We start from the raw sequence: 25768 nt of genomic DNA, 5'->3' as shown, positions 1-25768 counted from the left end.
GTTCGCATCAACGCATCAGCAGCGGAGCTTCAAACTCCGTTACGCTGGTGCGCAGTACTTCGGTAGCGATGCTGTCATCGATGTCATGCAGGTTCAGAGTACCGACGATCTCATCGTAATCCATACCGATGAATGATCTTGCCTCCAGAATCATGGAATAGTCACTCTCTGGCAGCATGACGTCCGTCATACCCGCAGGCAGCGATGGCAGTGTCACGGAAGACTCGCCCGCCGGAGTGTGAATTGTCCAGGCGGTCTGATAACCGACGCCGTTCATCGCGGTCCGCAATACCAAGGTGTTGAGGTCGGTATGCCCCTCGACACGGTCACTGACAGGTGTCCAGCTAAGTACTGGGTTGCCGCTGCTGTCGGTCTGATCTTCAAGTAATGGACGGTTGGCTATGCCGGTTTCCAGACTGTTGATAAGGAGGTCACCAGAGCGGTCGAGCAGGTTACCCGGCAGCCATAACTCCCACACTTCTGAGCTGGCGGCATTTGAGAGCGCTACTTCAGGAAGGTCGATATCCAATCCCGGCAGTTTGGCGGTATAACCGAAGGTGTCATAGTCGTAGGCGAAACCCAGACCCAGGAAGCCGCCCAGCGTGGCAACCGAGTCAAAGTAGCCTTGCACCGGTGCGGTGGTCACGCCCTGTTGCGCAACGGCTACCAGATCTGTGGCGGTAAAGTTGACCGACAACTGTTCGCGCTCGGTGACCAATGGGTTTTCATTTTCTGCAATGGTGGTAAAGGTCTGACTGCCCAGGTCCTCCGCCCCGGTAATCACGCCGTTGTCTACTTTGAATGCCCACAGGTTGCCGGTTACTTCGCTACCCGGAGTAAGATCAAAATAGAGGTCGGCATAGGAATAGCGGGCCTGAGTAATAGATCTGTCAAAACGATCGTATTCGTGCAGTGGCTTACCGTTATCGTCGAGCAGCACCAGTACGAAATTGTTGCTGATATCGTTATAGAAGGACAGCTTGGAGCGATCCGCCAGAACACCCAGCTCTTCGACCTGTGAATACAGCGTGACGTCCATTCCCGGAGATACGCAGTAGAAGCTCTCGTAGCCGTAACCGTCTTTGAAGACGTGAACATCCTGAGCGCCCGACAGCCCGGTGAAAGAGGCCGACCCATTGGCATCGGTCGTAGCGGTGCTGTCATTGTTGTTCAGCATGACGATCGCATCGGCCAGTGCGGTGCCATTAGCATCGCGTACTTCAACAGCGATATCTCCGCTACCGGCATAAATGTCCGCGCACGAGGCCGGGCTGAAGCCGATATTGATGGCCAAGGTGTCAGCGTCATTTTCGAGTAGGTAAATAGCGCTGATGTAGTAAGTATCGTCTTCGGAATCCCACAGGCCATCGCTGCCTTGGTATTCGCTCGCAGACAGTGTCAGCTCGCCTGCAGCGTTGTATTCGCTGATGCTGTAATAGGTGAAGTCATCTTCGGTTTTCCAGATACCGTCGGCCCCCGAGGAGTACGCCCAGCCCTGGCGGGTGATCAGGCCATCAGAATTGCGCTCAGTGTAATCAACGTTGCTGATCTCACCGGCTGCGTTGAACCAGGTGGTCCACAGAGGATTGCCGTAAGCGTCTTCGTCGATCTCGCGGTAGCCTATGAGCTCAAAGATGCCGCTGTCGTTGAGCTGATACTCCTCAATACGATACGAGGTCGGCGAAAGCTCGGTGTATTCGCTGTAAAAAATCAGGGTGCCGCTGGCGTCGTAGCGTTCATCAAAGGTCAGACGACTGCCATCGTAGGTCTGGTTCACGTAGCCACTGAGGACATCATCGGCGGTAAACCACTCGCCATCCGGACCCGGCTGATTGTACTGGTTGTAGCCTGTGGCCGTTGCAACTGTATAGGGATAACTCAGGGTGTCGTCAGCCGTTAAAGGCAGCATATCTGCGCCGAAGGCATCACTGTAAACACTCACGCTCGTCGAGAAGTCGTCTGCATACATGGTGTAACGGTTGATCTGACTGGCGCTGAACGCCGGGTCTCCGGGTGCCGCGAGTGCCGGATCATAGTACAGCTGTTGCAATACACGGCCTTCGGCATCCAGTTCACGCGACCAGTAGTTGTATGACGCGCTGGGCAGGTCATCTGAGGTAAACCACAGGTTATCGGCGCCTTTGTTAGACATATCGGCGCGTTGGAGCAGGCGGCTTTCATCGTCGTAGACGCGGTAGCTGTAGCCGAACAGGGTTTCGTCGCCGCTGAGCCACTTACCATCCGGGCCCATGCCGGTGAGCGTCGCGCCAATGACTTCATTGCCGTTATCGTCTTTCAGCGACACGATAGCCGAGGCCCAGTCATCGCCAGTGAACCACTCACCATCGATGCCCGCACCACCGTGGTTAGCGATGATTACCAACTCATCGTTGTCGTTGTAACCGTAGTAACCATAGCCGCTGACGTTGTCGTCGCTGGTAAACCAGCTGCTGTCACTGCCCGCAAGGTTGTAGGTGGCAGAGTAGAGCGGCTGATAGTTGTCGCCCAACAGTTGCTGAATGTGTGTATCGACCACATCGTCTTCCGTGAACCAGATGCCATCGGAACCTTCGTCGTCGTAAACGGCAGTGACCGTTTGCGGAATGCTGAGGTCAGTGCTGACCAGGGTGTAGCTGTCGACGACATCGTCATCGGTGAACCAGACACCGTCGGCACCGCTGTATTTGTAGGTAACTACCTGACCACGGTTACCTTCGCCATCAATCACGATGATCTGATACCCCAGTGGGCAGCCGGGAGAATCGTCTTCGGTAAAGGCGATGCCGTCCGAGCCCGGATCCAGACACGGAATACTCATGATCGCGCCTTCACTGGCCCCTTCAAATTCCAGAACCGTCCCCTGAGGGAAGGCAACCACTGCGCCGCCATTGCGTGAACCTGCAATATCATCTGCGGTGTACCACTCGCCATCAGGGCCCGGGTGGTCAAAGCTGTAAGACACGCCGGCGTAACCAAACGGATACACGGTGTAGGCTGTAATGTAATCGTCACTGGTGTCTGCGGTAGCATCTGCACCGAAACTGACGTTGCTGATTCGCAGCCAGTCCTGAGTCGGCGTTGCTTCAGTCACTTCGTAGTAACTGCCAGTGACAACACTGGTCACTGTGCGGGTGTGCTCAGCGGGGATGGGGGCAAATATGGCTTCCTGCTGCTGAGTCGCTAATTGCGCGTAAAGACTCGCAATATTGCTTGATGGATCAATCGGCGATGCCTGCGGGGCAATGGGCGCAAAGCCTGCGGGTAGCTCAGGGTCCAGATTCAGACCAGAGAAGTCATAAAGGGCGTCGCCCGGCGTGGGTGGTGGAGTGACGATTTCATCTTCACAGGTAATGGCAACGTTCGTGACATTGCTATTCAGCGTGCCTGAGCCGTTACTGACAGAACAGGTCTGGCCTGAAGGCGAGGTGTTGATTGTCACTGCCCAGTTGCTGCCACTGGCCATCGCGGCGGTGAAAGTGACCGCACCGTTGGTAGCGCCGCCGTCATTGAAAAAATTCCCGTCTTTCGAGAGCTCCCAGACGACGCTGCCTGAGGCGCCAGACACGGTACCGCTGATGCTGTAGTCAGTCGGGCCGACAACGATGTCTGAACAGGTGATAGAGACGTTGGTGATATCTGCCGACAGAGTGCCGCTGCCATTCGTGACTGAGCAGGTCTGGCCGGACGGTGCGCTGTTGATGCTCACTGCCCAGACACTGCCACTGGCCATGGCGTCGGTGAAGGTAACTGCACCATTGTTGGCGCCGCCATCGTTAAAGAAAGCGCCGTCTTTGGAGATTTCCCAGGTCACAGAACCTGAAGCACCGGAGACGTTACCACTGATACTGAAAGTGGTTGGTGAGGTGACGACATCGGAGCAGGCAATTTCAACGTTGTTGATATCCGCCGTCAGGGTGCCGCTGCCACTGGTTACTTCACAATTCTGACCGGTCGGAGGAGTATTAATTACGACACTCCAGTTGCTGCCTTCGGTAATGCCATCAAGCGGTGAGAAGGTCACAGCGCCATTGGTATCGCCGCCATCCTGAACGATGCTGCCAGCAACCAGTGTTTCCCAGATGACTGTGCCGGTGGCGCCCGAAATGGTTCCGCTGATGCTGAACATCTCAGCGGGTGGCGGTGCCGGTAAATTCGCCAGATTGCCATCTTTGACCAGTGTCATCAGGGCATCGTAATCAGCGATCGCCGGATCGTTGTCGATGGCCTCGCCAATATCATCGAGCAGGCCGTCCCAGCCAGAACCATCCGCTGCGAACGGCGTCGTCATTGGATTGCCAGTGGCAGGGATAGCGAAGCCTTTGGCGGCAAACGAATTCAGAAGATCAGTGGACGCCGTCGATGTGTCCACCGCGGTGCCGTTAAAATTTGCAAACCAGTCGGCCGGACTCTGACCGGTCGCTGACGCCATGATCAGGTCTGTCAGTGGCGTTATGTTTACCGTACCAGCCGCCGTGGCGTAGCTGTGCAGAGTCACCGGTGGATTTCCTCCAGTTACCTGCAGCGCACAGGGCATCGCACCATTGGCCACTTCACCCGACCAGTTGCCATTGGCGTCGGTCGTCACTGACTCGGTAAATGTGCTGCCATCCGCGCAGATCGCGGTGACCGTACCGTCGGTGATCGCGGCGCCAATGGCTGCGGTTCCGGATACGGTTTGAGTGCTGACCGGAGCTTCCGGTGTCGCGGGCGTACTGGGTGTTGGCTCGGCATCAGAGCCTGACCCCGAAGAATTACCACAGCCGCTAAGTAGCAAAGAGCCAGCGAGTATTCCCGCGAGCGCGATGCGTTCCATATCGATACGTTCCATAAACGTGGCCTCAGAAAAGGGATTTATATCAGCCCGAAAAGGTAACTCTCATGAAGGCAAATACGGCACCCACGTTCAGGGGGGTCCTAAAGTGTGGCTACCCCCTGTTTATGGGTTTGGATAGGATTCATAGGATTGCTAAGCAGGGCTTACTGGCCCACTTGAGATTGCGCATGACATTGGGATAAGGAGGCCATCTCTGAATGATAAAAACAGCCTTGATTGTCGAAGATCTCCCTGACGTTGCCGAATGGCTGAAACAGCGGTTAGAAGACATTTTTCCTGACATTGTGGTGCATCATGCGGCATCGATAAAAGACGCTATGAGGCATCTGGTGTTGCCATCCATAGACCTTGCCTTGATTGATCTGGGGTTACCCGACGGTCGCGGCGAGACCATCATCCGTCAGATAAAAGAGAGAAAGAGCGAGACTCTCTGTGTCGTCACCACCATCTTCGATGACGCTGATCATTTGTTTCCTGCGTTACGGGCAGGTGCCGATGGCTATTTGCTTAAAGATGAAGCGGACCATGAATTTACGGCTTCGCTTCGCGGAATCATGGGTGGGCGACCACCGTTATCGTCTTCAATCGCGCTGCAGGTGCTTGAATACTTTCGCCCATGTCGCAACGAGCAGGTTCAGCTGACCAACCGGGAACGGGATGTTTTACACCTGATAGCGAACGGACTGAGTGTTAAACAGGCCGCTGACTCGTTGGGACTGAAGCCGAATACCGTCTCGGGATACATGAAAATTCTGTATCAGAAGCTACGAGTCTCTAATCGGGCCGAGGCGGCAATAAAGGCGGTCAACATGGGCCTGATTGACCCATAAAAAGATGAGTTTCCCCCATAAACAGGGGGTTTTTGCTAGTGAGCTTAAGTCTAGAATTTTTGCACTATTTAACAGGGAAATAATCATGAAAACATTAGCAGTTCCTTTCATCGCACTGACTCTCGCTATCGGCGGGTGTGCCAGCATGGGTGGCGGCGAAGCCGAAGAGAAAAAAATTGAGGTTGTGACTGACAACCTGGAGAAAATGGAAGACAGCAAAGAAGTCTACCTGGGACAGTTCTCTGTAACCTTTGTCGTAAAAGATAAAGCGTCAGCGACCTCCCAAAGCTCAATGTTCAGTAAGGACAGGGCTTACGCAAAAGCTATTCTGAAGTCTGAATTGTTGGGTGTACCTGAGGAGACGATGCAGGCCATCACCGATGAGGCCTACAAGAGCTTTGTCAGTAAGCTTAAAGCGCAGGGTTACACAATTCGTAATTACAGTGACCTTACCTCCAGCAAAGCCTGGAGTGGCATGGATAAACTGGAAACACCTTACCAGCCCTCAGCAGTGGGCTCTTTTTTCAAAGGCGATCAGGGTAAAACTCTGACTTTTACGCCTGCCGGAACAGATCTGCTTGTGTATAAGGGCTACCCTTCGGCACCGAATCCAGTAGCACCGTACAAGCTGGCAGAGCTGGCCGGTGATCTCGGATACCCAATTCTGACGGCGAATTACCGAGTCCATTTCGCGAATCTGTCGGGCCAGACTGACCGCTCAATGGATTACAACACGGGTAAGCGCACCTACAGTGCAGAAGTATCCTTGGGGCAAGCGATCAATGTTCAGCCAACATCGGGTATTACTTTTGTTAAGGGGGTCTCAAGCACGTTCAGCAACAAGGCCGGATATGCCCAACTTGAGACGCCAGTGATCATTGGAGGTGCCTTCGGTGAAACCGAGGATACGACGTCAGGCGCCCAAAAGGCAGCCAATGCATTCAGTAGTCTGTTAGGCATGGTGAGCGGTGGCTCGTCCGATGTTACTGAAGTCACCGTCAACGCCGACCCGGTTGTTTATGCACGCGGCGTGGCGCAGGCGATTGATTTGACCAATGACGAGGTTCTGAAAGCCTTCGTCGCCGGAGAATAACGTCTTCGTTCTTTTAGGGGCCTTCGGGCCCTTTTTTCTTAGCAGACGAATACTGAATGAACAATTTCAGCATTGTTGAACGCGCCTGACCTATTTAGTCGTGTCAATTTCTGCAGCTGCGTTTTAAAGTCGATAGTCCGCTCTGATGGAAAGTAAGTATGAGTCTCCGCTTTCAGGCTATGTTGTCTGTTCTGGTTCCCGTTTTTGTTCTCCTGATGGTTGTTTTTACTGCACTGTCTTTGCCAGAGGCGGGTGGTTCTTTTGAAGCAACGAAAGGCTCTGTTTTCTATTCCGACGATAATGTAAAAAACGCACGGGTGACTGCATTTGTGCATCAAGGTGTCTCTGGTTCGCGTATTCCAGCCTCCCCTGAGTTATTGATTGAAGAGCCCGACAGCCTGCCATTGATTGAAGACTATCGGCGGGTGCTGACGCAGGTCGGATCGGTCTCAAGTTGGCTGACTGCGGATCAACTTGCATTGGCGTTGGACGACGGTCGCCTGATCGATATATCCCCTCGACAGAGAACACTGGCCGACCTCAGATTTGATTTCTGGATTCAGGCCTTCAGCGGGTTTCTTGCAGCGCTGATCTGCTTTCTGGTGTTGTTGTTAAGCTCTGATAAAAGCGAGCGACCTGGCCGTATTGCCTTCGTGATTACGGGGGTGGGATTCGCGCTATCAAGCTTATTTGCAGCGGTATACAGCACGCGCGACCTATTCATACAAGGTGATCTGTTTTTCGCAGCCTCCATGATGAACCATCTGGGTTCTTCGCTATTTGCAACCGGGCTGATTGCTTTTCTCTGGAACTACCCGTCAGTTCTGTTTAACTCCCGCTTCGCCTGGGCCATTTTCAGCTTGCCGCTGTTATCGACTTTTAGTGCTCAATTTTACCCAGTGCATCCTGAGACGGCGGTGATGTTTTATTTACCTTACGGCGCTTCCCTGCTTGCTGCTCTGGTCGGATTATTTGTTCAATGGTTGAAAAGTGCGCCAGAAAGCGAGGAGCGCACGAAGGTGCGCTGGATTTTTATCTCGGTCGTCGCCGGAACCGGCGTATTTGCGATAACCGCCATCGTGCCCATGTTGATGGGGCGCGCACCACTGGCGTCTCAATCCATGGTGCTAGTGACCTTTCTGTTTATGTATTTCGGAATGTTGTTTGCGGTCATTCGTCACCGGGTGTTTGATCTCGACCCATGGTACGTAAAAGTCTGGGGCTGGATCGCAGGTGGTATGGCCATTCTTATGGTCGATATCCTGCTCACGTATCTGCTGTCGCGTAGTGGTCCTGAGACGTTGGCGATATCTCTGGCGCTGGTCGGATGGTTGTATTTTCCTGTGCGTCAGCTTTTTCTTGTCAGGCTGCTGCCGGGGCACCGCGGAGAACTGGACCACTGGCTGCGGGATTCGTTACCTGGCTTGGTCAATGATCGCTATCTGAGTCGCGAAGAGCGTTTAGCGGATGCGTTCCGAACCGTGTTTTCGCCGTTGGACATGAAAGTCTGTTCTGGCGCTAAGCCTGCAAAAAATGCTTTGCAACTGACGGCCGCGGATGAATCCGGAGACGCGCGCTATGTAGAGTTATTGCACCCCTTCGAGGGAGCAAGAAACCTGAACGACAATGACTACCGTACCGCAGAGCTGATACGTGCACTGGATGATCTTATCGACCATTCTCATGGCGCACATGAAGCCGGAGTCCAGTCTGAACGACAACGGATTCGCCGTGATCTGCACGATGATATGGGTGCAAAACTACTGACCATTCTGCGTCGCAGTCCTGCCGAGGAACAGCCTCTTGTTCGTTCGGCGATTGCAGATTTACGCAATCTGTTGAACCATAGCTTCGACGCGCCCGATGGTCTTGAGGCCCTGTGTGTATCGATGCAGGATGAGGCGGAAGCGAGGTGTCTGGATTACGACGTTCCACTGTCGTGGACGCATAATGTTCCCGATTTAAAACTGACCAGAAACAGCTATTACCACCTTGAACGCATCCTTCGCGAAGCGTTAAGTAACGCCTTGCGCGCAGGGAGTAAAAGCGTCGCAGTTGAAGCTTCGGTAGGTGACAAGGCGCTACTGATCAGCATGGTCAACTACTGCAAAATATCAGACCCAGCTAATATGCCCCGCATCACACAGGGCTTGGGTCAGGAGAGTATGCAGGCGCGGGCGCAATCGATTGGCGGTGAGATTTCTGTTAAGCAACATGATGAGCAGGGTGCGGCTTGCTGGCAGCTTGTATTAACTGTGCCGCTGAATGGACCACTACTTCATGCCGCGGAGACCGAGCCGTCGCTTAACCGACCCCATGAGCTATCATAGCGCCCGCTAGTTTCTTGAAACCATAGACGTTGGCGCCTCGACTGTAAGGATAAACACCGTCTTTTTTCTCGACGTGTTGAATGCAGCGCTCATGGATTTCTTTCATGATGCGGTTCAATTCTTCGTCAACGCGCGAGATTGGCCAGGTTGTCAGTTCCGCATTCTGTGAACGCTCCAGCCCCGAGACGGCGACACCGCCAGCGTTGGCTGCTTTGGCTGGTCCATACAAAGCATTGGCATTGAGGAATTGCTTGCGGGCGCCGTTTGTCAGGGGCATATTGGCACCCTCGCAAAGAATCCGAACTTCATTGCCCAGTAATGTTTCAGCGTCATTGTCATCCAGTTCATTCTGGGTCGCGCACGGCAATGCAATGTCGGCGTTTTCTATGCCCCAGGGTTTTTTCCCTTCTTGGTATTCGCCTGCCGATGCTTCACTGAGGCGACCATTCTTATCCAGTTTTAAAGATTTAATAGCATCAAGCTCTTTCTCTGTTATTCCGTCTTTGAAAAACAGAGTGCCCCCAGAATCTGACAAGGTGAGAACGACAGCCCCTTCAGAAATCGCTTTTTCAGCCGCGTGCAAAGCAACGTTGCCAGAACCAGAAATCAGGATACGTTTATCGCTCAGAGAATCGTCGTGCGCTTTCAGCATCTCGCGCAGGAAATAAATTACACCATAACCTGTGGCTTCTTCGCGTCCACAACTGCCACCGAAGCCAGGTGTCTTTCCTGTGAGTACCCCTTCCCAGCGATTATTAATGCGCAGGTACTCGCCGAACATAAAGCCAATTTCATTACTGCTGACGTTTATGTCGCCAGCAGGTACGTCGGTGTCCGGACCAATATGACGGTACAGTTCACGCATGAATGACTGGCAGAAGCGCATAATTTCGCGCTGACTTTTTCCCTTAGGGTTAAAGTCCGAGCCACCTTTGGCTCCGCCCATGGGTAGCCCGGTTAATGCGTTCTTAAAACACTGCTCAAATCCAAGGAATTTAAGCACGCTTTCATTGACTGTTGGGTGGAAGCGCAATCCTCCTTTATACGCACCCAGCAGATTGTGGAACTGAACACGCCAGGCGCGGTTCACATGAACCTTTCCTTTATCATCTTCCCAGCTGACCCGGAATTTAATAATGCGATCGGGCTCGATCAGGCGCTCGATGATATTCCACTCGGCATAGGCCTCACTGCTTTCATATTCTTCGGTAATGTCTTCACAGACTTCTTTCACCGCCTGATGAAACTCTTCGGCATGAGGGTGGTAGTTTTCGAGATAATCCTGGTAAATATCGGGGGATGCCATGGCGGTTTCCTGTGTAGGGAGCTTTCCTGTGTAGGGACGGGGTGCTGTTATTTGGGCAGGCAGGGCGTCCACGCCCTGCCTCGCTGTTTTGGCTACTGTATTATGAAAAGGTAATCTGTTTCTGTTCGCTGATGTCAGGTCTGTCCTGATCACCGAGAATAGCCTTCGCGGTTTGCCAGCTGAAACTGATCGGGTTAACGGTCGAGGCTGACAGCTCAGCTTTTTCGGGCGAAAAAGCCATAAGCTGTAAGTTGTCGTCGCGCTTCCCTTTGTCATACCAGGCTTCGACGTCAACAGACCATTTATTAGCAACGACCTCAGGATCATTAACGACTTTAATGCTGCCCCGAATATCGGCCCAGAAATGTTCTCGTGAGTCGCTGATACAAATGCGTGCAGACGGCTCACCACTGAGTTGACCAAAGGTTCCACTACGCTTATCCGTGAAAAACCAGATGGTCTCAGTGTCGAGATCGGGCTTCGCCGCCATCGGTTTCATAAAGTCGGTAACACCTTCAATCCCCAACATAACGGCTGTTTCGCCCTTCAATGCATTCCACAGCGTGGCTTTTGGATCATTCTGTAGTTGGTCTAATGCGGCCATGAGAAACTCCTTAGCTAAAAAAAGCTAGACAAATACTGTACAAGATATGATTGGCGTAGATAGATTTTGTTCCGCTTTCTTTTTGACGCACTGGAGTTTTCAACATGATTCGCAGAAAATTCGCAGCCTCAGGTGCCGCGGTGTTTGGGCGTTGAGCCCACTGGCAGGCGGGTTGTCAGAGATGTCGAATGATCAGAATGCAGGTGGCAAACAGATGCTAGAGAGCAGCGTCACGCGGCTTCGCCAGAAGCAAAAGGAACTTTCCCGGCGCGAGTTTCTTGCCCGTGGGAGTAAGTTATCCCGTTGTGAGGACTGTCTTCTTGCGTCGCGCTTGTGTGTCTGTGCTGCGCGGCCCGAACCCATGAAGGGTGTTGCATTGTGCCTGATCTATTATCAGGGCGAGGTCTTTAAACCGAGTAATACCGGCCGCCTGATTGCTGATGTGCTGGAAGACAATCATGCGTACCAATGGACGAGGACAGATCCTGATGCGGGGATGTTGGCTCTGCTTTCTGATCCGGGCTATGCCCCTCTCGTGGTCTTTCCCTATGAATACGCACAGCCAGAGCGCCATATGTCCGATGATCAGCGCTTACGTGACTACATAGGTAAGCGCACACCTTTGCTGATTTTTCTCGATGGTACCTGGCGTGAGGCTCGTAAGATGTTCCGCAGTGACTGGCTTAACCGGTTTCCGGTAATTGCCGTAGAGTCTCAGGCGCTCTCTGAATACCGCCTGAGGGTCGCTGCGCGCGATCATCAGCTTGGCACCGCAGAAGTCGCGATCGCACTCCTGTCTCGTCTCGGGCAAGACCGTGCTGCATCGAACCTGGCTTCGTATTTCAGCGTCTTTCGTGAGAACTATCTGGCCGGTCGTACAAATACCTTCCCTACCGCGGTCGGGCGTGATTCACGTGGCGCCCCAGAAAACTGACAATCCATTCTCTGGCGGGTACAATCGCTGTTTTCCATCAGATAGCAAGAAGCAATTCCTATGGGTCGCGCATACCAGAACCGTAAAGAGTCGATGGCCAAGACGGCCGCTGCTAAAACGAAAGTCTATTCCAAATATGGCCGTGAGATTTACGTAACGGCGAAGGCCGGTGGTACTGATCCATCGGGCAACCTGGCGCTGCGTTCACTGATTGACCGCGCTAAGAAAGATCAGGTGCCATCGCACGTGATTGATAAAGCACTGGATAAAGCCAGTGGTGGAACCGGCGAAGACTTCCAGCCAGCGCTCTATGAGGGTATTGCTCCGGGTGGTGCCATGGTGTTGATCAGCGCGTTAACCGATAACGCCAATCGCACCTTCGGTGAGATTCGTGGTGTGTTTTCTAAGTGCAAGGCCAAACTGGGTACACAGGGTTCTGTGTCGCACATGTTCGACCACCGCGCCATGTTTGTATTTGCCGGTGACGACGAAGAAGCGGCCCTCGAAGCACTGATGATGGCCGACGTCGATGTATCTGATATCGAGTGTGAAGATGGCATGATCACCGTACTGGTGCCACCGACGGAATTCTTCAAAACCAAAACGGCGTTGCAGGAAATGAATCCGGACATCGATTTTGAAGTCGAAGAAATCACCTACCTGCCGACCATGGAGCACCCGATTGCCGGTGACGATGTTGAGCAGTTTGAGCGTTTCGCAGGCCTGATTAACGACCTCGAAGACGTTCAGGAAATCTACCACAACGGCTCGTTTGAATAAGCACGACTGGTCAGATAGTTGATTGAAAAGACGGGAGCACAGGCTCCCGTTTTTTATTCCGTAACATAAATCTGAGTAGCAGTGCAGGCCAGAGAGTTATCACCATACGCCTGTCACTTAGTTGAAATAATTCTCGGTCATCCTGCGTCACTGATAAATATGTGACTCTGGGGAAGACCATGAAAACATCACTGACGGCACCCGCATTGAAGATCATTGTACCTGCGATTCTCGCAGCTACTCTGGCAGCTTGCGGCGGCGACGATAATAACAGCAGCAACAATAACGCTGACGACAATACAAACACAGATACCAACACTGGTAACAACACTGATACTGGCAATGAGACCAACAATAGCCCAACGCTGGCGGATCTGGGTATCGAGTGTGAAACAGTAACGACAGCAACCGACACCTCGGTATCGGGAACCCTCGAACTGTCAGTTGTTGATACTTACGTGTCAGGCAATGAGTTTGATACCGCGTCGGCTGAAATCGTGTCTTACGATAAGTGCTCGGACAAGCTCTACGTAGTGAATGCCGAAGATGCGACCGTTGATGTGCTCTCTCTGGCGCAGACCACAAGCGCGCCAGCTAAGCACGGCACCATTGATCTCTCTGCCGCTGCGACTGCCGCAGGTATTGAAATTGGCGCAGCTAACAGCGTATCGGCGAAACAGGGCCTTGTTGCTGTGGCGATTGAAGCAGATACCAAGCAGGACAACGGTCTGATTGCTCTGTATCGCTCAGACACTCTGGCATTGATTGGCACCTACACTGCTGGCGCACTGCCGGATATGGTGACTCTCAGTGAAGACGCCCGCTACATTCTGACGGCTAACGAAGGTGAGCCGAGTGGCGATTACACCAATGACCCTGAAGGTTCTGTCACCATTGTTGACCTTAAGAATGGCTTTGGTCCTGACGACGCTGTGGTATCTCAGGTTAGCTTTGCTGATTTTAATGTCGGTGGCAGTCGCGCGGATGAAGTTCCGGCGGATGTACGACTTCCTGGGCCTGCCGGTACAACAGTGGCTCAGGATCTGGAACCTGAATATCTGGCGCTGAACTCTGATGGCACCGTAGCCTGGGTTGCCATGCAGGAAAATAACGCAGTCGCGATTATCGACGTTGCTAACGCGACGGTTGAAGGCATGAAAGGTCTGGGTAAGAAGTCATGGAGCCCTGCTTCTGAAAACGAACTGGATGCATCCAACAAGGATGATGGTACCGGTCAGTTCGACAGCTATGAACAGCTGGTTGGTCTCTACATGCCGGATACCATCGTCAGTGTTGAAATTGATGGCGAAACGTACATCCTGACCGCTAACGAAGGTGATGGCCGCGAGTATATCTACGAGACGACTCAACAGGCCTGTGATGCTGCCGGTCATGAATGGGATGGCGATGACTTCGCACCGGGGGGTGACGATGAAGATGCTGATGCCTACGCCAACGAAGAAGACGATTGCATCTCGTGGATTGATGAAGCCCGTGGTGGTGACATCGAAGAGCTGGTGGCTGACGCACATCCTCTCAAGGCGGCTCTGGACGACAATGACCAGCTGAAGCGTATCAAAGTAACGACTGATCAGGCGGAATACGCTGCCGCTGATGACATCGTGACCTTTGGTGCTCGTTCGTTCTCAATCTGGGATGCAGCCGGCGATCTCGTGTATGACAGTGGCGATGTGATTGCCAAGCAAGTATACGATGTAGACCCTGAGGACTTTAACTCGACCAACGACGAGAACGACTCAGGCGACAACCGCTCTGACGACAAAGGTACTGAACCAGAAGCGATTGAAGTCGCGAAGATCGGAGATCGTTTCTTTGCCTTTGTTGGTTTAGAGCGTCAGGGTGGTGTGATGGTTTTCGACATTACTGATCCAACTGACCCTGAGTATCAGAGCTACCTGAATAATCGCGACTTTGATGCACCTGTCTGCACTGTGGTTGATGGGACTGAATGCGATAACGACACATACAGTGTTGATGCAGGCGACCTCGGCCCTGAGTCCATTGAGTACTTCACCCGTGAAGGTAAGCACTTTATTGCAGTCGGTAATGAAGTCAGCGGAACCACGACCGTGTACTCGATCGGTTTTCAGGATATCCGATAAGCGTTAGCCAATAAAAAGCCCGGTTGTCATACGGCAGCCGGGCTTTTTTTATGTCCAAAGTACGACAGCGAATGACTCAGCGGCGACGTTCATTCCGTAGCGATTGCATCACCCGGGCAGTCTGCGGGCGCACTCCGCGCCAGACATAGAATGCCTCAGCCGCCTGCTCGACCAGCATGCCCAGGCCATCAATGGTGCGAAGGGCTCCGTGTTCTTCGGCCCATCGGTTAAAGACAGTCATGCTGCTGCCGTACATCATGTCGTAGGTCGTCGTGTTCTGGTGAATAACTGAAACCGGTATCGGAGGCATTTCGCCAGCCAGACTGGCGGATGTACCATTGATAATGAGATCAAAGCTGCCTTCAATATCGCTGAAGCCACAGGCTGAAATACGACCGAGGTCGGCAAAGTCGTTTGCCAGCGTCTGTGCTTTTGACTCTGTGCGGTTGGCAATAACGATCCCAGCCGGTTGCTGCTCCAGAAGGGGGTGCAGCACGCCGCGGACTGCGCCACCGGCACCGAGAATGAGGATACGCTTGCCTTCCAGAATCACCGAGTGGTTAATCATCAGATCTCTGACCAGACCAGCACCGTCGGTATTGTCGGCGAGCAGGGTACCGTCAGGCATCTTCTTTAGTGTATTAACGGCCTCTGCGCGTTTAGCACGGGCGGTTAGTTCGTTGGCTAAGCGATAGGCATTTTCTTTGAATGGCACCGTTACGTTTAATCCGCTGCCTCCGTGCGCGATAAAGCGCCTGACTTCGCCGTCGAAGTCATCTAATGGCGCCAGCAGCGTTTTATAAAATAAGTCTTCACCGGTCTGCTCAGCAAAGGCATTCTGAATATCAGGTGACTTGCTGTGCGAGATCGGATTGCCGACTACTGCATAGAGGTCGGTCATTGCGTCTCCTTACTGCTGCCGGTACTACACCCAGTCCCGGTGAGGCAGAAAATCTTTGTAAAGGCGTTCTTCAGGGCTGCCCGGTTCAGGGTTCCAGTCGTAATCCCAGTGCGCGACAGGAGGCATCGACATCAGGATGCTCTCTGTACGTCCACCGGTTTGCAGGCCAAATATCGTGCCGCGGTCAAAAACCAGATTGAACTCGACGTAGCGTCCCCTGCGATAGCATTGGAATTTACGCTCACGCTCGCCCCAATTTGTGCCTTTACGGCGTTCTATGATGGGTACAACAGCATCAATATAGCCATTGCCGACTGCCTGCATAAAGGCAAAACTGCGCTCAAAGTCGACTTTGCCATCCCAGCTGTTCAGGTCATCGAAGAAGAGGCCGCCAACGCCACGGGTTTCATTCCGATGCTTCAGGAAGAAGTACTCGTCGCACCACTTCTTGTACTTGGGGTAAATATCTTCGCCGAATGGAGCACACAGGTCTCTAGACACCTGGTGCCAATGCACAACATCCTCCTCGAACGGGTAGAAAGGCGTCAGGTCGAAGCCTCCACCAAACCACCAGACTGGCTCTTCGCCCTCTTTCTCGGCAACGAAGAAACGCACGTTGGCATGAGAGGTTGGAATGTAGGGATTCTCTGGATGGATAACTAGTGAGACGCCCATCGCCTGAAAACTACGCCCCTCAAGCTCCGGGCGGTTGGCCGTGGCTGATGCTGGCAGTTTTGCGCCGCGAACATGTGAAAAATTCACGCCGCCTTTTTCGATGGTGCCGTCGGTAATCACCCGCGTCCTGCCGCCACCGGTGAGAGCCATAGGATTATTGCCTGCGTCTTCGCGATCCCAGGCGTCTTCAACAAAAGCCGCTTTGCCGTCCGCGGCTTCCAGGGCTGCACAAATTCTGTCTTGCAGATCCAGCAGGAAGGATTTCACTGCCTGAATGTCGCATGAAGTGTTGGCCATTAGGTCTCCTGATTTGCTCAGCGCAGGCGCTGGCCGTCGAGTGTTCGTATTTCGGAAGGCTGGCGTCGCCCACCGAGCTTGCCGGGGAGCAGGCAGTTCAACCCGTCAGGGAAGTACTTGCGTACTTTCAGGGCAGAGCGAGCGGGCTCTTTACCAGCGGGGTTAGCCGATGTGGATACCAGCGGTCCGACTTCGTCACAGAGCGCTTTGACTATCGGGTGGTCACTGATTCGCACGGCCAGGCTACTGTGTTCACCCCGGAGCCAGGTCGGTACTGAGTCATAACAGGGCAGTACCCAGGTCATCGGGCCCGGCCAGGTGGCCATGACTGTGTTCATATCGTCATCTGACAGTGGCTTGATCCAGTCCTGAAACTGATCGAGAGATGAGCCAACCAGTACCAGGCCTTTATGCTCAGGGCGCGACTTGAGATCGAGAATTCTGTGGACTGCCTGTTTATCGGTCGGATCGCAGCCGAGCCCCCAGACCGCTTCAGTCGGATAAGCGATAACGCCACCAGAGCGGATACAACGTAGGGCCTGATGTAAGTGCCAAGGGTTCACGGAGGGGTTCCAGCTTATTTGGTAATAAAGACTGCGGAACCCTACCTCAAGCCCGGCGTGGCGGCAAGAAGACGAAACTGAGACAGCGCAAGGTCGGCGTAGGTAGCTATTGCTTTGACAGTTTAGACAGGAAAGTCACGGCCTGGTCCGGGGTGAATTCTCTCGGGTCAAACGTGTTCTGGCCAACCTCGTTGAGAAGTTTGTAGAAGTCGTCTGACGCTGGGGCAAACCCCATATCCCAGGCACCAAATGTGGTTGCATCAATGTATTCGTAGCCAACAATGACGACGTCATCGTGGCGTGGGTCGTCTGCGATATCAAGGAACAGTTCATTGACCTCCTCGCGCTCGCCTTCGAGCGTTTGCAGGAAGTATCTTTGGTCGTAGCAAAGCATGCCACAGATATCGATGCTCTGATTATTGTCCCGTGCCACCGTCAGAATGTTCTGAATATCCTGCAGGCTCATGTCGCGTGTAGCGCGGCTCAGATAAGTCAAACGTATCAGCATTGAACGACTCCGGAGTTTATCGGTGACTTTCTACCTTTGTTGTGAACGAAGGCCAATTTGTTAACTAACCTGAGTGTAGACGCTTCTGAAGAAGGGAACCCCTGTATGTCATATACGCCAGTTGTTTTGCCTGAGTGGGCACTGTTAGGTCAGGCTCCGGTCGATCTCTCGGATGACTTGCGCTCGTGTTTGCAGACGTCGGAACCCTTGGGCCCGGGTAAGGCAACCCAGAAGTGGTTAAAGAAACATCCGGATTTACCTGTGCTGGTAGTGATTGCTACGACTGATAATCACGTCTGGATATTCGAGCAACTGATGTTTATACGGGAGCGTCTCCAGAACACTCAGTTACGTATTATCTGCTTCACAGAAGAAGAATGTATGGAGAGCTTTGCTGAACAGATTCAGGGTTGGCAGATTCACCGTTTGCAGGCGCTTCAGGAGTGGTCTGATGGCTTCCTGCGTAACCTTCTGATGGCCGAGAGCGAAGCGTTTAACGCTATTGGTGGGCAGCGTCGCCGGCGCGAATCTGAGCTGGCGCTTCTGACCTGGCTGGCACGTACAGGCCGGGATGAGTCGCTGGGCAATAAGCAGTTGAGGGAAGTAGCTGCACTGCTGACGGATCTTCTGGGGGCCCGGTCTGTATTGCTTGATCCTGATCACGAGCTGTTGGGCACTTATCCTGCGGAGATGCAGGGACTCAGTTGGCACGATACGCTGGATGCCCAGTTCGTTGGTTTCACGGTCAGTGAGCAACCGATTCGAGTGCAGCTGGATGCAACCTTGCCGGTACACGAAAAAGCCACCGACATTATCGGTGCGCACATCCGTGGCAGCATACTTATCCCTTTCCGCTGTTATGAAGAAATTCGGGGATATCTACTCATTTTGCTGACGTCAGAGCAGCTGGCCAATCTGGATGTCGGCACGGTGAACCTGTTGGAAAAAACGGCGGATCAGCTGCGTGTGCTGATAGAAAGACGGCAGAGTGAGCAACGCCTGCGAGTTCAGTATGATCGTCTGCAGGAAACATTAAAGCAGCTCTACAGTACCCAGGAACAGTTATTTCATGCTGAAAAACTGTCCTCGTTAGGGCAGCTCGCCGCGGGCATTGCTCATGAAATTAATAACCCGGTGTCATTTGTACTCAGTAACTTCGAGCCCCTTGATGAATATATATCCGGGATGAGTGAACTGATCCGCTTACATGATCAGTTTGCCCAGACTTTGGATGCGGGCGATGAGCAGCTACGCCAGCAGCTGCGGAATACGATTCAGGACAGAGAAAAGTCGATCGACCTGGAATTTGTTCTGGAGGATGTGTTCTCCCTGGTTGCCGATTCACGGAATGGGTTGAGTCGCGTGTGCGAGATAGTGAAAAACCTCAAAAATTTCGCTCACAAAGATCAGCTGGAGAGTGGCGACTTTGATCTCGTTGCCTGCTATCACGACAGCGTTGGCATACTTCGCCATCAGCTCCAGGATGGAATATCAATAGTTGAACAGTTGCCGGACAAAGCTTTGTTGGAGGGGAACTCGGGCATGATGGGGCAGGTGTTTATTAATCTGATTCAGAACAGCATCCATGCCATGTCGGGCCAAGGCTCGATCTCTGTCGCAATCACGGAAGTGGCAGATGAGTGGATCATTCAATTATCTGATACTGGCCCCGGTATTCCAGACGATGTCAGAGCTAAAATCTATGATCCGTTTTTTACCACCAAACCTGTCGGCGAGGGCACGGGTCTGGGGTTGTCGACCGTGTACAGCATTATTGAGCGCCATAAAGGACGCATTGAATATAAAGCAGGTGAGGGGAGTGGGGCCTGCTTTGAGATCAGGTTACCGCGAGGGGCGTAATCCAGCTGATCTCTACTTAGCTTATTTCTACTTAGTCAAATGAGCCGGTTCCAAGCGGATGAAAAGCTCACCTTCGTTCTTTTGCAGAAAGCCGTCGTAGCAGGCATGTTGCAGTTCCTGCTCTTCATCTGGAAGCCAGTGACGGTTGTCGAATTCAATGATCTGATCAATGGAGTCGAGTTCAATGCCGTAAGTTCTGCCTGCTGCGCGCAATATAACCACTACGGGCTTCAGCATTTCTTCGAGGCGCGCTGCTGCTTGATCGAACAGGCGCAATAGCACTTTCAGGGTGGAGTGCTTCTCATCGTTCAGAATCCGGTTCGCCTCCTCAGCGTTGCCTTCTTCTTGTGCCATTTTCAGTAGCCGGTTCGCCAGAGAATGTATGTGTTTATGCGGCGCGTCGAACTGGGCCATGATCTTACGCAGCTCTTCATCGAGCGCTTTGTATTTGTCGTACCAGAGGCCAAATGCACACAGGTGAGGATCGGTCGCTTTCTTAAACTCTTCGCTATGGTTAATGCTGTGTTCGAGGGCCTTAATCCAGTCAATATGATCCTGGCGACGTAGCTTCAGCATCTCAATAAGCTGCTCGCATTCCTCCAGTTGTGAGGATGACCGAATAAGGCGGCTGAAGTTGAATAGCGGAATCTGGTTGCCTTCATAGGTGAACATGCGGCGAATGCCTGATTTACCACCGGGAACATCGTGCGGGTCGATGGCGTCCAGAGTCGTGATGTACTGAATCGAATCGACGGGCAGGGCGTACTTGGCGCGTGGTAAGTGAAAGGTAAGGTAGCTTCCAGCCACATCGGGTTTTGTGGCAACGGCGGTCTGGTTCATTGGTGGCTCCTCCTGATTCGATAAAGTGTAGATCAGGTCTGGAGCATTACCATGTGCCGAACAAGGATTTCACCGTGCCCGGCAATAGCCGCCGGGCGCCTGTAACAGCCAGCCCTCCAGCTCCAACATCAGAAGTTCACCCAGAAGCTCAGGGATTGGGCGGGCGCTACGCAAGGCGATAACATCGACTGGTGTCGGGTTGAAATCGATATGATTGAGCAGATCGGGGGCGTCCGATACTGGGGCGCTGGTGGCTGACGCCGCGCGGTTGTCGTTGTCCGTAAATCCCGGCAATGATGCTTGCTGAGCCGGCATGTGGGTTGTCATTGTTGCTTCAAGAATCTGCTGAGCAGTCTCAACCAGCAGGGCGCCTTCGCGAATCAGCTGGTGTGGGCCCCGGCTCAGGGGATTCCCGAGTGCTCCGGGTACGGCCAATACGTCTCTGCCCTGATCGGCGGCCATACGGGCGGTAATCATAGTGCCACTTTTGATACCGGCTTCGACCACGACGGTCGCGCTACTCAGCCCACTGATAATGCGATTACGGGACGGAAAGTGACGCGCCTGTGCTTTCGTGCCGGGGCTGAACTCACTCAGCAATAAGCCCTGCTCGATGATGCTGGCTGCCAGACTGCGGTGTTTCGCCGGGTATATGATATCGGGCCCGGTTCCCATCACGGCAATGGTTGCTCCTGCCGACACTGCACCGCGATGTGCTGCGCCGTCGATGCCCAGGGCCAGACCACTGACGACAGAGATCCCGGCGGAAGCAAGCTCAGCGGCGGTATCCAGCGTCCAGTCGAGGGCTCCGGCGGATGCGCCACGACTGCCGACGATAGCGATAGCCGGTTGCTCCAGCGCGCTCAGGTTGCCGCGGTACCAAAGAAAAATGGGCGCATCACGAAGTACGTTCAGGGATTCCGGATAGTCTGCCGATCCAGCCAGAAGCACCCCTTGATTCGGGTGCTGGCACCACCGTTCAAGAACTTCAAAGCCTTGGTTAAGAGAGGCATCGTTCTGCCAGCGGTCTGCCTGATCGGGTTTGAGGCCGAAGCGGATAAGATCCGCGCTGCTGCATTCAGTCAGTGCCTCAGCATCTGCCAGCTGATTGCGAATGTCGTTTAGCGCGACATTGCCGACGCCAGAGATATTGCGTAAACGCCACCAGGCAAGCAGCGTATTGCGGTCGGGTGAGTTCTTGAGTCCATCCATGGACATTCGGCCTCCGTGGCCAGCCAGACGCCCCTCTGCATGAGATGCGTCTGTTATTGAGGTTGGTCAGATCTTCGGTGACTCGAAGTAATCGCCCACTTTCAGCGGACGCTGAGCGCGCATGATCAGAGCGTAGGACATCTTCTCGTACACACGGAACACCATCATGCTACCGGCGTCCTCTGCTGGCAGGCGGATCTTTTCTTTCTCAACAGGATCGTAAACGACTTCGCCAGCTTTTTTGATCAGCATGACATGGCCCACTTCCATACCGTCGCGCTCGCCGCGGTTGAGAGCAACCACATCGAACTGTCCAACGTGAGATACACCATTGGTCACAGCTAGAATTTCACCCGCAATACGCTGACCCGGCGCTTTAGGAATAAAACGGGATTTCAGTTCGCGGTCTTCTGTTTCCAGCAGGCGGTCGCGGGTTGATACTTGCTGGTTGGTCTTTTCCAACATCAGGGTGATGACATCGCCCTCAACGGTTTCAACAGACGCCTTACCGATATCGGTGGCTTCCATACCCAACACTTCATCCGTTACCGGATCAACGAATACGTCACCTTTGCGGTAGATGCCGTAAGCAGAGGCCAGTTGGCCATCAACTTTGCCGCGTGCGTAAACTTTGGTTCCGGCGCCCATCAGCACACGTCCATCAGCACCGCTGACAATATAAGGCGCTTTGGCAAGCTCTTCGGGCTCGACAATGCGGTGGTCACGCAGAAAACCCTGAATCGCGTCCATCGGAATAGCCGCGATGGCAGCTTCGATAGGCTGAACCCGTGCCGAAGGAGACATTTTTACGTCACCCGGGCGCAATTTAACGGTGCGGGATGCCTGTCCACGTTCCATTACGGTTAGTTTTTTCTGGCCATCTACGTCAATCAGGCCGATCATGTCACCAGGGTAGATAAGGTGAGGGTTGTTGATCTGGTCGTTCTGGTACCAGATTTCAGGCCATTCCCAAGCGTTGCCAGTGAAGCGTTCTGCGATATCCCAGAGGGTGTCACCCTTTTGTACCGTATAGCGCTCAGGGGCATCAGCTCTGAGTTCCAGTGCGCTTGCACCGGCTGAAAGGCACATCAAACCTGTAACGAGTAGTCGTTTGATGGTTTTGCTCATCCTTTATTCCCTTTATTATTAGCGTTCAGGGTGACGTTGAATTGGCTGCCACGCGGCCATATTAGCAAGTCACTACCATAAAATTCCATAAGTACCGCATTTCTCATGGCCATACTAGATATTCTGGAATTCCCGGACCCACGTCTGCGAACCGTTGCACAACCTGTAAAAGAGGTCGACGAACGAGTGCAGAAAATCGTCGACGACATGTTTGAAACCATGTACGACGCACCCGGCATCGGCCTGGCAGCGACTCAGGTGAACATACACGAACGCATCATTACGATCGATGTGTCTGAAGACAAGAGCGAACCACTGGTATTCATCAACCCCGAGATTACCGTGCTTGATGGTGAGCTGGAGTCGATGCAGGAAGGTTGTCTCTCTGTGCCCGGCTTCTATGAAGACGTTACCCGTGTTGAGCATTGCCTGGTGAAAGCTGTCGACCGTAATGGTGAGACGTTCGAGCTTGAGTGTCGTGGCCTGCTGGCAGTGTGCATTCAGCACGAAGTCGACCACCTCGAAGGTAAGCTGATGGTTGATTACATATCGCCTGTGAAGCGTAATCGCATCAAGAGCAAGCTGGACAAAAAACACAAAATCGAAGCCCGTCAGGGGAAACGTTAATACATGGCTCTACGCATTGTTTTTGCCGGTACGCCGGATTTCGCCGCGGTTCACCTGTCTGCGCTGGTTAACAGTGAGCATGAAGTTGTTGGTGTCTACAGTCAGCCAGACCGTCCGGCGGGGCGCGGTAAAAAGCTTCAGCCCAGCCCGGTAAAAAAAATCGCGCTTGAGCATGATATCCCGGTGTATCAGCCGCTCAATTTTAAAGACGATGCCGATGTAGAGGTGCTCAGATCGCTCAACGCCGATGTTATGGTGGTGGTTGCCTATGGCCTGCTGCTACCGAAGCGTGTTCTGGATACACCGAAGTTTGGTTGCCTGAACGTGCATGCTTCTCTCTTGCCTCGCTGGCGTGGCGCAGCGCCAATTCAGCGCTGTATCGAGGCCGGAGACATGGTGACAGGCATTACTATCATGCAGATGGATGTCGGCCTGGATACGGGCGATATGCTGAGTAAAGTCACGACCGGAATTAATCTCGATGACACCGGCGGCTCGCTGCACGATCGTCTGGCTGAGATGGGGCCGGGGGCGTTGCTAAAGACGCTGGCGGATGTTGAAGCAGGAACACTGACCCCTGAGCAACAGAATGACGCCGCTGCCTGTTATGCCCACAAACTGAGCAAGCAGGAAGCATTGATTCAGTGGGACGCACCCGCAGATGAGCTGGAGCGTAGGGTTCGTGCATTTAACCCCTTCCCTATGGCGTATACCTTGCTGGGTGACGAGCGTATCCGGATTCATGCCGCAGTGGCGTTGGATAAAGCGACACAGCTGGCGCCAGGGACCATTGCTAATGTGTCTGCGGACGGTATCGAAGTCGCCTGTAACGAGGGCGTTCTGAAACTGACTAAGCTGCAACTGGCCGGTAAAAAACCGATGGCTGTCGCTGACATTATCAACGGCCAGCCGAATCTGTTTCAGCCGTTTTACGTACTTTCTTCTGAGCTTTGATCATGCAGAATCTATATGGGCGCGGTAAAGCCAGTGCCATGACACCGCGCCACGCAGCGACACTTGCTGTGGCTGCGGTCATGTCTGGGCAATCGCTTAATCAGGTGATCCCTTCCCTCGAAGATCGCATTGAAGACAGTGAACGGGGCTTCTTCCGGGATCTGACTCTGGGCAGTTGCCGTTGGTACTTCCGACTGAATGCGCTGACCAAAATGCTGTTGAAGAACCCGTTTCCGGAAGAAGATCAGGATCTTCATGCTCTGATGATCGTCGGGCTGTATCAACTGGTTATGCAGGGCAAAGCGCCACACGCTGCGGTACATGCCACAGTTGATGTCTGCGAAGAGATGGGTAAAGGCTACGCTAAGCCGGTCATCAACGCGTGTTTACGGCGTTACGGCCGCGAGTACGAAAGCCTGCTACCGCCTCTGGACGACAACCCGGTAACCGCGACCAGTCATCCAAAATGGTTAGTGAAAATGCTGACCAAAGCCTGGCCCGAACAATGGCCGGAGATACTTGATGCAAACAACGAGCGTGGCCCATTGTGTTTGCGTGTGAATCAGCGTCATATCAGCCGGGATGAGTATCTCGGGCGTTTGCAGGAAGCCGGTATTGAAGCAATGGCCGGTGAGCACAGTAGCTCAGCAATTTACCTTGAGGAGTCATGCGACGTAACGACGCTGCCCGGCTTTGCGGACGGCGACGTCAGTGTGCAGGATGAAGCCGCGCAGCTGGCGGCTCAGATACTGGCACCAGAAGATGGCGAGTGCGTGCTCGATGCCTGTGCCGCGCCCGGAGGTAAGAGTGCTCATTTGCTGGAGTCAGCCGATATTCGTCTGATGGCGGTGGATGCCGATGAGTCGAGACTTGAGCGGGTACACGAAAATCTTGAGCGTCTGAAACTCAGCGCAGATATCGCCTGCATAGACATGTGCTCAGACGAGCCCTGGTGGCAGGATTATTGTGACGATGAGCCGGGGTTCGATGCCATTTTGCTGGATGTGCCCTGTTCTGCGACCGGTGTTATCCGCAGGCACCCAGATATCCGCATGCTGCGCCGCCGGGAAGACATTGCGCAGCTGGTTGAGGTACAGGCTGATATTCTTGAGCGCGCCTGGCAGATGCTGAAGCCGGGCGGGCGCCTGCTGTATGCCACCTGTTCGGTGCTGCCACAAGAAAACAGCGAGCAGATTGTACGTTTTGTTGATGTGCATCCGGATGCAACGCTCGTTACACTGGACAATGACTGGGGAATCGCCTGCAATGCCGGGCGGCAGTTATTTCCGACGCCGCGCGGACACGACGGCTTTTATTACGCGCTCTTGCACAAAACTGCAGACAATAACTGCTGAAGGCAGACGGGACT

At 53.4% G+C, this 25768-nt stretch carries 20 protein-coding genes; 10 read left to right on the top strand and 10 right to left on the bottom strand.

Annotation, left to right across the window (positions count from 1 at the left end; all coding sequences use genetic code 11):
* Window positions 1-7 precede the first annotated feature (7 nt).
* On the bottom strand, window positions 8-4828 hold the full coding sequence (locus tag B2R29_RS16090; RefSeq protein ID WP_301181997.1) for a hypothetical protein: 4821 nt from the start codon (window positions 4826-4828) through the stop codon (window positions 8-10).
* A 203-nt stretch (window positions 4829-5031) separates the two neighbouring features.
* Between B2R29_RS16090 and B2R29_RS16085 the strand changes: the two genes are divergently transcribed.
* The 3 genes from B2R29_RS16085 to B2R29_RS16075 all read left to right on the top strand — a co-directional run bounded on the left by B2R29_RS16085 (window position 5032) and on the right by B2R29_RS16075 (window position 9087).
* Window positions 5032-5664 carry a response regulator gene (locus B2R29_RS16085; RefSeq protein ID WP_301181996.1) on the top strand — a complete coding sequence of 211 codons (633 nt, stop codon included), beginning with the start codon at window positions 5032-5034 and terminating at the stop codon, window positions 5662-5664.
* An 85-nt stretch (window positions 5665-5749) separates the two neighbouring features.
* On the top strand, window positions 5750-6757 hold the full coding sequence (locus B2R29_RS16080) for a hypothetical protein (protein WP_301181995.1): 1008 nt from the start codon (window positions 5750-5752) through the stop codon (window positions 6755-6757).
* Window positions 6758-6915: 158 nt separating this feature from the next.
* Window positions 6916-9087 carry a sensor histidine kinase gene (locus B2R29_RS16075; RefSeq protein ID WP_301181994.1) on the top strand — a complete coding sequence of 724 codons (2172 nt, stop codon included), beginning with the start codon at window positions 6916-6918 and terminating at the stop codon, window positions 9085-9087.
* Here the strand turns inward: B2R29_RS16075 and gdhA are convergent.
* Together gdhA and B2R29_RS16065 are read right to left on the bottom strand one after the other, a co-directional pair.
* A complete protein-coding gene (gene gdhA / locus B2R29_RS16070; RefSeq protein WP_301181993.1) occupies window positions 9062-10393 on the bottom strand; it encodes an NADP-specific glutamate dehydrogenase in 1332 nt (443 codons plus the stop codon). The two genes, B2R29_RS16075 and gdhA, sit on opposite strands and share 26 nt — an antisense overlap.
* Window positions 10394-10493: 100 nt before the next feature.
* Window positions 10494-10997: a pyridoxamine 5'-phosphate oxidase family protein gene (locus B2R29_RS16065; RefSeq protein ID WP_301181992.1), complete on the bottom strand. Its 504-nt coding sequence runs from the start codon at window positions 10995-10997 to the stop codon at window positions 10494-10496.
* Window positions 10998-11148: 151 nt separating this feature from the next.
* Between B2R29_RS16065 and B2R29_RS16060 the strand changes: the two genes are divergently transcribed.
* The 3 genes from B2R29_RS16060 to B2R29_RS16050 all read left to right on the top strand — a co-directional run bounded on the left by B2R29_RS16060 (window position 11149) and on the right by B2R29_RS16050 (window position 14834).
* Complete coding sequence (locus tag B2R29_RS16060; RefSeq protein WP_301181991.1) at window positions 11149-11931, top strand: tRNA-uridine aminocarboxypropyltransferase; 783 nt, start codon at window positions 11149-11151, stop codon at window positions 11929-11931.
* A 60-nt stretch (window positions 11932-11991) separates the two neighbouring features.
* Complete coding sequence (locus B2R29_RS16055; RefSeq protein WP_301181990.1) at window positions 11992-12711, top strand: YebC/PmpR family DNA-binding transcriptional regulator; 720 nt, start codon at window positions 11992-11994, stop codon at window positions 12709-12711.
* 179 nt (window positions 12712-12890) lie between these two features.
* Window positions 12891-14834, top strand: coding sequence for a choice-of-anchor I family protein (locus tag B2R29_RS16050; RefSeq protein ID WP_301181989.1), 1944 nt, complete (start codon window positions 12891-12893; stop codon window positions 14832-14834).
* Window positions 14835-14910: 76 nt separating this feature from the next.
* Here the strand turns inward: B2R29_RS16050 and aroE are convergent, their stop codons facing one another.
* From aroE to B2R29_RS16030, 4 genes are all read right to left on the bottom strand, one after another.
* The gene (gene aroE, locus B2R29_RS16045; protein ID WP_301181988.1) at window positions 14911-15735 is read right to left on the bottom strand and encodes a shikimate dehydrogenase; all 825 of its coding nucleotides are present in this window, start codon (window positions 15733-15735) and stop codon (window positions 14911-14913) included.
* Window positions 15736-15759: 24 nt separating this feature from the next.
* Complete coding sequence (gene hemF, locus B2R29_RS16040; protein WP_301181987.1) at window positions 15760-16707, bottom strand: oxygen-dependent coproporphyrinogen oxidase; 948 nt, start codon at window positions 16705-16707, stop codon at window positions 15760-15762.
* A gap of 17 nt (window positions 16708-16724) precedes the next feature.
* On the bottom strand, window positions 16725-17270 hold the full coding sequence (locus tag B2R29_RS16035; protein WP_301181986.1) for an L-threonylcarbamoyladenylate synthase: 546 nt from the start codon (window positions 17268-17270) through the stop codon (window positions 16725-16727).
* 106 nt (window positions 17271-17376) lie between these two features.
* Window positions 17377-17778 (bottom strand): BLUF domain-containing protein, encoded by a 402-nt coding sequence (locus B2R29_RS16030; RefSeq protein ID WP_301181985.1) that lies wholly within the window; start codon window positions 17776-17778, stop codon window positions 17377-17379.
* A gap of 105 nt (window positions 17779-17883) precedes the next feature.
* Here B2R29_RS16030 and B2R29_RS16025 point away from each other — a divergent pair, with 105 nt between their 5' ends.
* Entirely contained in the window at window positions 17884-19638 is a 1755-nt protein-coding gene (locus tag B2R29_RS16025) for a sensor histidine kinase (RefSeq protein ID WP_301181984.1), read from the top strand.
* A 27-nt stretch (window positions 19639-19665) separates the two neighbouring features.
* Here B2R29_RS16025 and B2R29_RS16020 read toward each other — a convergent pair whose 3' ends face one another.
* The 3 genes from B2R29_RS16020 to B2R29_RS16010 all read right to left on the bottom strand — a co-directional run bounded on the left by B2R29_RS16020 (window position 19666) and on the right by B2R29_RS16010 (window position 22818).
* A complete protein-coding gene (locus tag B2R29_RS16020; RefSeq protein ID WP_301181983.1) occupies window positions 19666-20478 on the bottom strand; it encodes a chemotaxis protein CheW in 813 nt (270 codons plus the stop codon).
* 69 nt (window positions 20479-20547) lie between these two features.
* Window positions 20548-21696, bottom strand: coding sequence for a DNA-processing protein DprA (dprA, locus tag B2R29_RS16015; protein WP_301181982.1), 1149 nt, complete (start codon window positions 21694-21696; stop codon window positions 20548-20550).
* Window positions 21697-21756: 60 nt separating this feature from the next.
* Window positions 21757-22818 (bottom strand): LysM peptidoglycan-binding domain-containing protein, encoded by a 1062-nt coding sequence (locus B2R29_RS16010; protein ID WP_301181981.1) that lies wholly within the window; start codon window positions 22816-22818, stop codon window positions 21757-21759.
* A gap of 105 nt (window positions 22819-22923) precedes the next feature.
* Between B2R29_RS16010 and def the strand changes: the two genes are divergently transcribed.
* Genes def through rsmB form a run of 3 tightly spaced genes read left to right on the top strand, consistent with a single transcriptional unit; the run spans window position 22924 to window position 25754 of the window.
* Window positions 22924-23445, top strand: coding sequence for a peptide deformylase (def, locus tag B2R29_RS16005; RefSeq protein ID WP_301181980.1), 522 nt, complete (start codon window positions 22924-22926; stop codon window positions 23443-23445).
* Between the two features lie 3 nt (window positions 23446-23448).
* Window positions 23449-24399 carry a methionyl-tRNA formyltransferase gene (fmt, locus tag B2R29_RS16000; protein ID WP_301181979.1) on the top strand — a complete coding sequence of 317 codons (951 nt, stop codon included), beginning with the start codon at window positions 23449-23451 and terminating at the stop codon, window positions 24397-24399.
* Window positions 24400-24401: 2 nt separating this feature from the next.
* A complete protein-coding gene (rsmB, locus tag B2R29_RS15995) occupies window positions 24402-25754 on the top strand; it encodes a 16S rRNA (cytosine(967)-C(5))-methyltransferase RsmB (protein ID WP_301181978.1) in 1353 nt (450 codons plus the stop codon).
* Window positions 25755-25768 lie beyond the last annotated feature (14 nt).

This window comes from Thalassolituus sp. UBA3500 (assembly GCF_002377545.1).
GTDB lineage: Bacteria > Pseudomonadota > Gammaproteobacteria > Pseudomonadales > Oceanobacteraceae > Thalassolituus.
The sequence above is the reverse complement of the archived record's forward strand: the minus strand, read 5'-3'. Positions and strand labels throughout refer to the sequence as shown.

What these genes read in the sequence shown, in the direction of transcription:
- B2R29_RS16090 (WP_301181997.1), bottom strand. Translation starts at nt 4,828, where the DNA reads ATGGAACGTATCGATATGGAACGCATCGCGCTCGCGGGAATACTCGCT.
- B2R29_RS16085 (WP_301181996.1), top strand. Translation starts at nt 5,032, where the DNA reads ATGATAAAAACAGCCTTGATTGTCGAAGATCTCCCTGACGTTGCCGAA.
- B2R29_RS16080 (WP_301181995.1), top strand. Translation starts at nt 5,750, where the DNA reads ATGAAAACATTAGCAGTTCCTTTCATCGCACTGACTCTCGCTATCGGC.
- B2R29_RS16075 (WP_301181994.1), top strand. Translation starts at nt 6,916, where the DNA reads ATGAGTCTCCGCTTTCAGGCTATGTTGTCTGTTCTGGTTCCCGTTTTT.
- gdhA (WP_301181993.1), bottom strand. Translation starts at nt 10,393, where the DNA reads ATGGCATCCCCCGATATTTACCAGGATTATCTCGAAAACTACCACCCT.
- B2R29_RS16065 (WP_301181992.1), bottom strand. Translation starts at nt 10,997, where the DNA reads ATGGCCGCATTAGACCAACTACAGAATGATCCAAAAGCCACGCTGTGG.
- B2R29_RS16055 (WP_301181990.1), top strand. Translation starts at nt 11,992, where the DNA reads ATGGGTCGCGCATACCAGAACCGTAAAGAGTCGATGGCCAAGACGGCC.
- B2R29_RS16050 (WP_301181989.1), top strand. Translation starts at nt 12,891, where the DNA reads ATGAAAACATCACTGACGGCACCCGCATTGAAGATCATTGTACCTGCG.
- aroE (WP_301181988.1), bottom strand. Translation starts at nt 15,735, where the DNA reads ATGACCGACCTCTATGCAGTAGTCGGCAATCCGATCTCGCACAGCAAG.
- hemF (WP_301181987.1), bottom strand. Translation starts at nt 16,707, where the DNA reads ATGGCCAACACTTCATGCGACATTCAGGCAGTGAAATCCTTCCTGCTG.
- B2R29_RS16030 (WP_301181985.1), bottom strand. Translation starts at nt 17,778, where the DNA reads ATGCTGATACGTTTGACTTATCTGAGCCGCGCTACACGCGACATGAGC.
- B2R29_RS16025 (WP_301181984.1), top strand. Translation starts at nt 17,884, where the DNA reads ATGTCATATACGCCAGTTGTTTTGCCTGAGTGGGCACTGTTAGGTCAG.
- B2R29_RS16020 (WP_301181983.1), bottom strand. Translation starts at nt 20,478, where the DNA reads ATGAACCAGACCGCCGTTGCCACAAAACCCGATGTGGCTGGAAGCTAC.
- dprA (WP_301181982.1), bottom strand. Translation starts at nt 21,696, where the DNA reads ATGTCCATGGATGGACTCAAGAACTCACCCGACCGCAATACGCTGCTT.
- B2R29_RS16010 (WP_301181981.1), bottom strand. Translation starts at nt 22,818, where the DNA reads ATGAGCAAAACCATCAAACGACTACTCGTTACAGGTTTGATGTGCCTT.
- def (WP_301181980.1), top strand. Translation starts at nt 22,924, where the DNA reads ATGGCCATACTAGATATTCTGGAATTCCCGGACCCACGTCTGCGAACC.
- fmt (WP_301181979.1), top strand. Translation starts at nt 23,449, where the DNA reads ATGGCTCTACGCATTGTTTTTGCCGGTACGCCGGATTTCGCCGCGGTT.
- rsmB (WP_301181978.1), top strand. Translation starts at nt 24,402, where the DNA reads ATGCAGAATCTATATGGGCGCGGTAAAGCCAGTGCCATGACACCGCGC.